The organism is Streptomyces sp. ISL-87 (assembly GCF_018614095.1).
In the GTDB taxonomy this organism is placed as follows: Bacteria; Actinomycetota; Actinomycetes; order Streptomycetales; family Streptomycetaceae; genus Streptomyces.
The window spans coordinates 107,227-116,934 of record NZ_JAGGOY010000012.1; the positions used below are offsets into that span (position 1 = coordinate 107,227).

A 9,708-nucleotide genomic window follows, 5' to 3' on the forward strand; every position below is an offset into this window, starting at 1 on the left:
CTTAGCTCAAGATGAGGTTGGCTTCTGAGCGCTCGACGGGCAGCCGGTGGAGCAGGTAGTCGGCGGCGGTCCCGGCCCATTCGTCGGGTGTGGGGTACTGGTCGTGCTCGTCCGGGAGGCAGGTCGCGAGCATGTCGGTGTTGATGCCGCCGCCGGGGTCGAGGGCCACGACCCGCACGCCCGGCCGGAGCTGGGCGGCTTCCTGGGCGAGGGCCCGGGTGAGGCCTTCGACGGCGAACTTGCTGGCGGTGTAGGTGGCGAGCATGGCCCGGGGGTTGCGGCCCCAGCCGGAGGAGATGTTGACGAGCGTGCCGCCGTCGGCGATGCGGGGCACGAAGGCCCGCGCCATCGCGTACACGCCGCCCACGTTCACCCGCATCACCGCGTCGAACTCGGCCGGCGGGACCTCCCACAGCGGCGCGGGGGCGTTGATGGCACCCGCGTTGGCGATGACCAGGCCGGGCGCCCCGAGTTCACGCCGGACCGCCTCCGCCCACGCCTCGACCTGGCCGGCGTCGGTGACGTCGACGCGGTCGAGGCGGTGGCGCCCCTCGCCGAGCTCGGCTTCGAGCTCGGTTTCGAGCCCGGCGAGGGCTTCGGCGTCGCGGCCGCAGCCGGCCACCGGGTGACCCAGCGCGGCGAAGCGCCTGATCAGGGCCCGGCCCAGGCCCTTGGTCACGCCGGAGACGACCACCGGCTGCTTGCTGCTGTCGTTCACGGTCATCCTCTGGGTGCTGTGACTGCTGTGACTGCTGTGACTGCTGCGGTTGCTATGCCTGCTATGCCTGCTATGGCTGCTGGAGCCGGTGACTCGTGGACCGGACCGTCCGGGTCGAGGTCGGTGACGGTCCGCGCGGCCCGTCCGGGCCGGTCGTGGAGGACCTGCTCGGGCGGGAAGAACCCGTACCGGGTCACCAGGAGGAAGTCCGTCCCGGCCTCGTCCGCGGCCAGGGCGTCCTGCCGCGAGTCGCCGATCAGTACGGCCTCCCGCGGATCGGCGCCGGCCCTGGCGAGGATCTGCGCCAGCCGGCGCGACTTCGGCTCCTCACCCCCCAGAACCGAACGGAATGCCCCGAGCAGCCCCGCCCCGCCGAGCACCCCCACCGCCTCGGCGGTGAGGGTGCCCGTCGCCACGTGCAGCGGTACGCCGCGTGCGGACAGCGCGGTGACCAGCCGCTCGGCGTGGGCGCACAGGGGTGCCCGCGGGTAGCGCTCGGCCAGCAGTGCGGCGTAGGCCCCGGCGTAGCGCTCGTAGAACTCCTCGAAGTCCGGTCCCGCCAGGCCGCGTTCCATCCCCCCGGAATGGAAGGCGGCGAAGTGGGCCCGCCGGGAACGGCCGAAGGTGCGGCGGAACTCCGCCACGAACCCTTCGACCAGCTCCCCGGGGAAGCCCGCGAACACCTCGCGGACGCAGTCGGCCTTCAGCTCGTTGGAGTCGACGATCACCCCGTCGAGGTCGAAGACGACGACCGGATAGCCGGCCAGGACGTCCTCCAGCCGCCGCTCACGCACTGGCATGGGCGAGGGCCTCGTCGAACACGTCCGTGGAGAACGCGGACGCCGAGGCATCCCCCAGGAACCCGAGCGCGCTCAGCTTCTCGTCGGCCGCGAGGGCGGTGTGCTCCTCGATGCGCTGGACGTACGTGGGGTGTACGTCGCGCATCCCGGCGATCGCGTAGAGGCCGCTCGGCCCCCAGCGGTACTTGTCCATCAGCGGGTGGAAGTGCCGCACCACAAGGTCCATCAACGGCTGGAGCCGCTCGGGGCCGTCACCGAGGACTGCGAGCAGCTGCTCGGTGCGCGTGTTGCCGGCTCCGCGGCCCATGCCGTGGACGGTGCCGTCCAGCCAGGTCGCCCCGGCCTCGGCGGCGATGACCGTGTTGTGGAGGGCGAACCCCTGGTTGTCGTGGGCGTGGATGCCCACCGGCGCGCTCTGGCCGTCCCGGAATGCCCGCACCAGCTCGGCGGTGCGCTCCGGGCGCAGGGAGCCCAGGGAGTCGGCGATGTACACCGCCTCCAGCGGGCCCATCGCGGCGACGGCGGCCAGGCAGGTGTCGGCCTGCTCGGCCGTGGCCAGGTCGATCTGCATCAGGTTGAGGCAGACCGCGTATCCGGCCTCGCGCAGCGACGCCACCGCTTCGGTGACGCCCGCCACCCGGTCGTAGCGCACGGCGACCCGCACCATCTCGACCGGGAGGGAGCCGGGCGCCAGCTTCTCGGCCAGCAGACGGCCCACCTCGCCGGCGGGAGGCCCGGCGAGATCCGTGCCGTCCACCATGACCGCGAAGCGGAGCCGGTGGCCTGCGGGAAGAGCCTCGCGCAGGTTGGGGGTCAGGCCTGCGGGGAGTTGCCCGTACGGACCGAAATGGCCCTCCTTGAAGCGGACGTATCCCAGCTCGACCACGTCGATCCCGAGCCCGGGACAGGCGGCCAGGTACTCCTCCACCAGCGCGGTGTCGAAGTTCCAGTTGCTGTAGTAACCGCCGTCCCGAAGCGTGCAGTCGAGGACCGTCAGCCCATTGCGGTCCACGGCGGTCACTTCCCGTCGAGGTCGGGGAGCGTGTTGGTGAAGTCGACGTGGTGGATGCGCTGCATCTCGGCCCAGTTGAGCTTGGCGTCGTTGCCCGGGTGGCGGACCAGCAGGCCGCCGTCGGTGTGCATCATGTCGTCCCACGCCTGTACGGCGGGGTGCAGGTCGTTGGCGCGCAGGAAGTCGTAGGTCGGGTCGAAGTGGTCCTCGGCCTCGACGTACATGAAGAGGGTCAGCGGCTCGATGAAGAAGATCTGGAGCTTGCGGACGCCAATGGTGTCGAGCGCGCCGCCCGGGGCGACGATCTCCGGGATGACGTCGCGGTGCAGGGCGATGTACTTCTCCGCGGCGGCCGCGTCCTTCAGACGGATGGTGAAGGCGTGGTTCTTCATATCGAGATCTCCTTGGTCAGGGCGAGAAGGTTGAAATAGGTGGAGTGGACTTCGGTCCACGTCTCGTCGTCGAGGATGTGGCGGCTCGGGCCGCGGACATGGGTGCTCTTGACGATTCCGCGCTCCTTGAGGAGGCGCTTCGCGATGGCGACGTAGTAGTCGGTGCTGTTCATCATGTGGCACATGAGGTACGAGAGCCCGTGGCCGATTCGCTCGGCCTCCGCGCGGCGCCCCTGTTCCAGCAACTGCCAGAAAGTGAAGACGATTTCCGCGACTTCGGTGGCGGGAATGGTGCCAGCCAGGCCGCGCCGGTGGCAGTCGAGCAGCATCATGCCGCCGTCGCCCTCGAAGATGCGGGCCCGTCCCCCGGTGGCGTCGCGCAGCTGGCTGACGCGCGGCGGAGTCGGCTGCGCCTCCGGCTTGAACAGCACGCGCTCCTCGCCGTACTGCTCCAGCAGCCGGACCTGGGCTTCGATGCTCAGGGGCTGCTTGGCCAGGCTCTTGGCGTGGTGGATGATCACCGGGATGTCGACGGACTCGATGACGGCGCTGTAGTACTCCACCATCCCGTCGTCGCCGAGCGGAATCGTCGCCGGGTGCATGACCAGCAGCGCGTCGACGCCGACCTGCTGCGCGTGGCGGGAGTACGCCACGGCGGCCTCGGGGGACTCCGCGCCGGTGCTCATCACCGAAATACCGCGGCCCTGGGCGGCCTTGGCCGACAATTCGGCGACCTGGAGCCGCTCCTCGTGGGTCAGCCGCAGGACTTCCGAGACCTGGCCCACGACGAAGCCGTCGCAGCCGGCTGCGAAAATGTGGTCCGCCTGTGCGAGGAAATCCTCCTCGTCAATGGCGGCGCCGCCTTCGGTATAGGGCATGAGGATGACAGGCAGAACGCCTTTTACCTGCTTCGCCATTCGCTTTTGTCTTCCAGTTCTAGGTGGGAGGTCATGTAGCTGTGTGGCTTTACGTAGCTGGGTGGAGTTGTGTGGCGCTGTTCATTCACCGGCGACGAGCCGGGCGATTTCCCCGGCCGCCCAGGGGGCCATCTTGAAACCGCCGCCGTTGAATCCCGTGGCGAGTAGGAGTCCGGTCTCACCGGGGACCCGTGCCACGCGGGCCAGGGAGTCCGGGGCGTAGCACTCGGCGGCCCGGAGGCTGCCGAGCGGGGCGCTGCCGGCGGCCCAGCGGAAGCGGGCGGAGCCGGCGGCCACGGCCCGCCGCACCTGGCCGGGATCCGCGGGGAGCCCCCCGGTCCGGCCCTCGACGCGCTGTCCGGTGGGGTGGCCGAGCAGCATCCCGGAGGACTCGGGGTCCGGCCGCCCGTTGATGTCGTACTCGTCGTCCATGTACGCGGGGTGGCCGTCCACCGGGCCGTCCGGCAGACGCAGTTCGACCTGGATCGCCTGCGCCCACAGGTCGTGCCCGATGCCCCAGGAGTCGAGCAGTCCCGGGGTGGCGGCGCCCGTGGCCAGGACCACGGTGTCCGCCGAGATCGCACCGATGCCGGTGTTCACCCCGCGCAGACGGCCCCCGGCCCGCAGGACGCCGTGCGCCTCGACGCCTTCCAGCACCCGGCCGCCCTTCCGCCGGCCGGCGGCGAGATAGGCGCGGGTGACGTCCAGCGGGTCGAGGTACCCCGCACGCGGCTCCCATACCGCCCCGTCGACGGAACGGTTCAGGAGATGGCCGAACCTGCGATCCGCCTCGGCGGACGACAGCCACTCCATGGGCGCTTCGGCGGTGCCCTTGCTGTTGTCCTCGGCAGCGCCTTCGACCAGGGCCCGGGCGTGCTCCAGCCGGCTCGGGTGCGGAACGTAGAGGAAGCCGCTCTCGACGAAGGGCACGTCGATCCCGGTCCGGGCGCCGAACTCCCGGAAGTACTGCCAGCCGATGACGGCCCGTTCCAGCTGGGCCGGGTCGTCGTGGTAGCAGCGCACGATGCCGCCGCTCCACGCGGTGGTGCCCAGCCCGCCCCGGTCACGCTCGACCAGGAGCACGGACGCCCCACGGTCGGCGAGTTCGTGGAAAACCGCCGCCCCGAGAACACCGGCGCCGATCACCACCACGTCGGCGCGGGGGGCCGGTGACTCAGCCACGACGGCCACACCCGATGCCATCGGCCTCATCAGTGACACACATGAACAGCCCTCCCCCCGGCCGATCAGACTCCGGACACGTTCGCTCCGTTTTGCGGATTAGGAACACGGTGACCCGTAGGTGATCGGCATGATCGCGACACGAGGAAGCTAAGTCGGCCGTCCAAGCCCAGTCGAGCAGCACAGGTAGTGCTTTGTCAGGTCGACCGAACCCGGCCAACCCCAAGCCGCCAGGAGGCATGGCAAACCGGGCATTGTCTGCGAAAGCTAAGCCGAGCCGACTGATCCACAGTCGTCCCCGGCCCGGCTCCCGGACGGCCCCATCCCGACGCCGGCCGACCCCGACAGGGCCGAGCCGCTTCGACTCGGACGCGTGGCGGCGAAGCCGGCGCCGGCGACCACCACGACGTTGGCCTCCATGAGGAGCAGTTCCGCGAAGTCCATGGCTGGGTGATGGTGCGTCCCGCCAGGGCGCGGCCACAGGTGCCGGAGACGTCGGCGAGGAGGCAGGAGGCGCCTTCCGAGGCGAGGCCGACCCGGGTTACCCGGAAGAACGACCGGGCAGATCCTCCCACGGGCCGGCCGGGCATCAAGCTCCAAGCCGTGAGGGCTATTCGCTACTCATCCCTGGGATTGGTTGATAATAATCTCCCGCACGCCGCGGTCGCGAAGACGGTGCCGGCGATGGTGGCGACCTCGGTCGTGAGGGCTACGCCCACCGTGGCAGCCAGCTCGACGATGGTGGCGGTGGCCGCGGCCGCAGCCACCTCGGTGGCGCCAAGGGTGAAGAACGCCAGGGCCGTGCCGGCGACGATGACTGCGCCGGCGATCTCCAGTTCGCGGTCGAGTTTCTTCCTCGCGTCGGCAACGGCATCGGCGTACTGGTCGATCCCGTCCGCCAGGGAACGGGGGCCGTCGACCAGGTCCTGCAGCCACCCCTTCTCGTCGCGGTAGTACCGGGCCCAGAAGGGGTCGGCGAACGCGGAGATGGCCTCGCCGCTGTTGTGGTGGATCAGCGCCTGAGCAGCCTTGTTGGCGGCCGCGGTGACGTCTTCCATGTCGTCGGCGAACGTGCGCCAGGCCTTCGCGATGGCGCGCAGCCTGCCCACGTCGGCGGCGGGCCACTCGATGCCGGTGACGTCGGTGACGGCCTCCCGGACCTTGTCACCGGCACTCACCGCTGATGCCCCGGCCTGTCGTGCCCTCCGTCCGGCGCGGGGGCCGGCTTGCAGAACTGGACGACTCAAAGAACGAGTAAAGATCGACTTGACCTGCGGATCATCCAGGCGAAGCCGAGGTTCGACCCACCAAGTCGGCCCAGCCGCCAAGCATCTGCTATTTGAGCAACAACACGGGGCGGGACCACATGTTCAGGGGCTGCATGGTTCCTGGGAACTGCTACCTGAAGGCGGTAAAGAGCAAGATCAAGAGCGTTAGCGTCGTGCAGAACGCCCAGGCGCTACCGGTCTTGAGGGACGCGCGAACGATCCCTGGGGCAACGCCGCCATCGAGAAGATCGAAGATCATCCGCAGTAGCCCTACGATCAACGCCGCCTCCACCATGGCGAGCAGCTTGAGTAGCTGGTCCATGCTCATCTCCTGGCCTACCTCCCGCGTCGCACTGGTTCCTGTCGATCACGATCCACCAGGGAGCAGGGCCTCGTTAGGATCCGAGCTAGGTCGAGACGGGCGTGAGACGAAGCGAGACGCGTCGCAGGGGGATTGATGGAGCAGGCGGCAGGGGAGGTCCATCCCGCGGTCCGAGACTTCGCCGCGCATCTGCGCTCCTTCCGAAGCGCTGCCGGCACCGCAGGGGGCTACAAGGAGACGACCAAGGCCACAGGAATCGGCGTGTCGACGGTCAAGGCGATCACGGCCAGGACACACCCTCGACTCCCCAGCCGAGACACCATGCAGTTGCTCGCTAAGCACTGGGGTGGCAACCCTGAAGTATGGCTGCGTCGCCTGGAGAAGGCTCGACACGAGAGTCAGCGCGGACAAGTCGGCAGTCCGGACAGCCAACCCTCCGCAGCGCCGGTCATTGGCTCCAAGGAAAGCCAGCACCTCTACGTTCCGCCGCAGCTGGTCCATGTCCAGTCGGAAGTAACAAAGTTTCAGATCCTGTCCAAGTTGGCGCGAGCAAGCCATAAAGAGCTGATGCGCACCCTGAACCTACTGCTGACAGAAATGAGGTCGGAGAGCCCATATATTTTGACATCGTTCACCCGACCGGCGATCCCGGCCAATCGGATAGCTGAGATCTGGAACGGCAAATTCTCACTCAAGGATGACATCACATCCACGTTTGGCGACTGGATGAACATCATTTTTGCCATGGAACAGTTTCTGCTGTTCGTGATCGAGAAGGATGCCAGCGAAATCAGCGAGGCGAAAGAGTGGGCTCGCAAGACGGCGGAGTACGTACAAGCGCATCGATACCTTGAGGCCGAGATCATGGCAAAGCATCGGCACGTGAAGTAGTCCCCCACTCCACCAGGATGGTTGAGGTTGCCTCAACAACGGTGAAGTAAGTACCGTGCGTCTCTAGATCAGTTGGCCAGCTGATCGGACTCCCCTGTCCGCTAGAGCTCTACCGGACCAGGGCTCGTCACAGAGGTCTGGCTGCTCACTCGGCACTACCTATCCCTGCTGGTCTTCGAGTCACTGAGCTACCGAGGACCACACCAGAACCTGTCGAGGATGCGCGGCTTCGCTGGCGAGGTCGAAGACACTCCCTGGCCATGAGTCGGGCTTACGTGGGCCCCACTGCGAGTCCCTCCACGAAGGCCGCGATGCGGGCCAGCGCCGAAACCGACTCCGACGCCTTCACGGCCATCGCCTTGATCAGCGCGACCGGAACTTGGTGGCGTCCCTTCCTGCCCGCTGTCTCCGCGCCGCGAGCACTTCCGGGGCCGCCAGCACCACACGGTGGACTACCGCAGCCCCTGGGACTACGCCGGCCAGCGCGTCATCGTGGTGGGCGGCGGCAATTCCGCAGCCCAGATCGCGGCCGACTTCACCCCGCACACCACCGTCCGCTGGGTCGCCCAGCGGCCCGCCCGTTACCTTCAGGACGAGATCGACGGCAGCGCCCTGTTCGAACTCGTCGCGCGACGCGTCCAGTCAGGCGGCCCGCGCATCTCGGACCTCTAATGGGGATCTTTGAACACGGCCGCAGACGCTCCTCGCCTCAGGTCGTTGGTGCTTGAACGGTGTGGGGAAGGTGGGGAGCGAAGAGCATGAGTGGGCCCCGCCGACCGTCAGGTCGGCGGGGCCGTTGATCATGTGCCTCAGCGGGCAGTCAATTCAGGGAGCCCGGCGAAGCGGAACGACGTCGGGAAGCCCGCTGGGGACTGTGGGCCGGGCGGCCTCCGGCGTCGCCAGCAGAGCGACGATGGTGACCGGCTGGTTGCAGTGGGGCCTGCAGGTAGCCCTGGACCTCGTCCGCGCGGAGCCCGCCGGGGGCGTACCGCGGGCATGACGGGAACCCGGGTCGGCGTTCTCGGCGTGAACGGACCCGTACGGCCTCTGGAATTGTGCCCCGACCAGGGCTCGGCTGTCCTTGTCGAACCGGAGGATGTCAGGCGCGTCCCACAGCCGGTCCTGGCTGCCGAAGGTGTCCGCGAGGAACCGCTCACGCTCCCTCGCATCCGCGTAGCGCGCAACGTCCACGGAGGCGTGGCCGGTGAAGCGGGGAGTGATGTGCAGCGGTTCGTCCGTCACCGTTGCGTGCCAGTCGCCGTCGAACGACAGTTTCATGGTCATTCCCGCCTCATCTGATCCACACCCCTGGGCCAGGTTGCCGAACCTGCCAGGCATCCTGCCCTCCCCGATGTCCTCGCGGAATTCCGGTCACCACCCTCGGCCTTGCTTCCCCGGCCGGCCGTCACCAGTTCCCATAATCCTCCACCAGGTCGGCGATCCACGCGGTCAGGGCGTCGACCCGGTGCCGGTCCTCGCGCTGGTTGCGCAGGCTGTCGTCGAGCTCCCGGAGTCTGGCCAGGGCGGCCGGGTTCCTGTCCCTCACCTCGTCGAGTATCGGGGTGGTGATGATGTCCAGGCATTCGGTGAACAGGATCCGGGTGGCCGGGATGGGGGGAGCCGGGTCGGGGACGGCGAAGCCGCTGGTCAGGTACCTCACCGGGTCGGTGAGGCTCCAGCCGACCACGGTGCTCTGCTGGACGAGGAGCGCCACGTCGGGGGCGATGCCGATGCGGGCTGCCAGCGGCTCGTCGAGGACGTCGAGGTCGCGTAGGCAGGTGAGTACGGTGTCCCCGGGCGCGCGACAGAGCTCCGTGGTCACCTCCAGCCGGAAGTCCCGGGCCTCGTCCGCGCGAAGACCGGCCGATTGGGCGAGGGGTGTGGCGGGAACGCGGGCAGCGTCCTCGGCAGCGGCGGCCTCGCCAGCGATCTGGAACTCGGCACCGACCAGTTCGCGGCTGACAGGATCGAACCGGAGCTCGTCGGGGGTGTCCCATAGCCACGCCGCACTGCCGAAAGTGCTCATAAGGAACCGCCCCCGTTCCTTCACGTTCGCGTACGGCACGATGCGCACACAGAAGTCCCGAAAATTGAAACTCGGGGTGATGCCCAGCGGTTCGCCCGTCGTTGAGACGGTCCAGTCGCCGTCCAGGGTGAGTCTCATGGTGAATGCCACCTCATCTAATACTCCAGCTGTAGATCGTGA

13 protein-coding genes are annotated in these 9,708 nt (G+C 68.4%); 2 read left to right on the forward strand and 11 right to left on the reverse strand.

The features are described 5' to 3' along the window. Position 1: 1 nt before the first annotated feature. The 9 genes from J7I97_RS04415 to J7I97_RS04455 all read right to left on the reverse strand — a co-directional run bounded on the left by J7I97_RS04415 (position 2) and on the right by J7I97_RS04455 (position 6,611). Entirely contained in the window at positions 2-724 is a 723-nt protein-coding gene (locus J7I97_RS04415) for an SDR family oxidoreductase (protein WP_214931045.1), read from the reverse strand. Next, the gene (locus tag J7I97_RS04420; RefSeq protein WP_214931046.1) at positions 721-1,518 is read right to left on the reverse strand and encodes an HAD family hydrolase; all 798 of its coding nucleotides are present in this window, start codon (positions 1,516-1,518) and stop codon (positions 721-723) included. The genes J7I97_RS04415 and J7I97_RS04420 overlap by 4 nt, the downstream gene beginning before the upstream one ends. Next, positions 1,505-2,530 (reverse strand): hypothetical protein, encoded by a 1,026-nt coding sequence (locus J7I97_RS39805; RefSeq protein ID WP_214931047.1) that lies wholly within the window; start codon positions 2,528-2,530, stop codon positions 1,505-1,507. The genes J7I97_RS04420 and J7I97_RS39805 overlap by 14 nt, the downstream gene beginning before the upstream one ends. A gap of 5 nt (positions 2,531-2,535) precedes the next feature. Beyond that, positions 2,536-2,922, reverse strand: coding sequence for an L-rhamnose mutarotase (locus J7I97_RS04430; RefSeq protein ID WP_214931048.1), 387 nt, complete (start codon positions 2,920-2,922; stop codon positions 2,536-2,538). Next, positions 2,919-3,839 (reverse strand): dihydrodipicolinate synthase family protein, encoded by a 921-nt coding sequence (locus tag J7I97_RS04435; RefSeq protein WP_214931049.1) that lies wholly within the window; start codon positions 3,837-3,839, stop codon positions 2,919-2,921. Before J7I97_RS04435 ends, J7I97_RS04430 begins: the two co-directional genes overlap by 4 nt. A gap of 81 nt (positions 3,840-3,920) precedes the next feature. Further along, positions 3,921-5,021, reverse strand: coding sequence for an FAD-binding oxidoreductase (locus J7I97_RS04440; protein WP_214931050.1), 1,101 nt, complete (start codon positions 5,019-5,021; stop codon positions 3,921-3,923). Positions 5,022-5,288: 267 nt separating this feature from the next. Continuing rightward, positions 5,289-5,465 carry a hypothetical protein gene (locus J7I97_RS04445; protein WP_214931051.1) on the reverse strand — a complete coding sequence of 59 codons (177 nt, stop codon included), beginning with the start codon at positions 5,463-5,465 and terminating at the stop codon, positions 5,289-5,291. A gap of 173 nt (positions 5,466-5,638) precedes the next feature. Next, positions 5,639-6,199 (reverse strand): hypothetical protein, encoded by a 561-nt coding sequence (locus tag J7I97_RS04450; RefSeq protein ID WP_214931052.1) that lies wholly within the window; start codon positions 6,197-6,199, stop codon positions 5,639-5,641. 220 nt (positions 6,200-6,419) lie between these two features. After that, complete coding sequence (locus tag J7I97_RS04455) at positions 6,420-6,611, reverse strand: hypothetical protein (RefSeq protein ID WP_214931053.1); 192 nt, start codon at positions 6,609-6,611, stop codon at positions 6,420-6,422. Positions 6,612-6,746: 135 nt separating this feature from the next. Between J7I97_RS04455 and J7I97_RS04460 the strand changes: the two genes are divergently transcribed. Further along, positions 6,747-7,502 (forward strand): hypothetical protein, encoded by a 756-nt coding sequence (locus J7I97_RS04460; protein ID WP_214931054.1) that lies wholly within the window; start codon positions 6,747-6,749, stop codon positions 7,500-7,502. Between the two features lie 447 nt (positions 7,503-7,949). After that, positions 7,950-8,174 (forward strand): hypothetical protein, encoded by a 225-nt coding sequence (locus J7I97_RS40160; RefSeq protein ID WP_374195437.1) that lies wholly within the window; start codon positions 7,950-7,952, stop codon positions 8,172-8,174. 153 nt (positions 8,175-8,327) lie between these two features. On the opposite strand, the gene J7I97_RS04470 is transcribed toward J7I97_RS40160, so the two are convergent. Both J7I97_RS04470 and J7I97_RS04475 read right to left on the reverse strand, forming a co-directional pair. Continuing rightward, positions 8,328-8,786, reverse strand: a complete 459-nt coding sequence (locus J7I97_RS04470; protein WP_214931055.1) for a hypothetical protein — start codon at positions 8,784-8,786, stop codon at positions 8,328-8,330. Positions 8,787-8,907: 121 nt separating this feature from the next. Continuing rightward, a complete protein-coding gene (locus J7I97_RS04475; RefSeq protein ID WP_214931056.1) occupies positions 8,908-9,666 on the reverse strand; it encodes a hypothetical protein in 759 nt (252 codons plus the stop codon). Between the last annotated feature and the right edge of the window lie 42 nt (positions 9,667-9,708).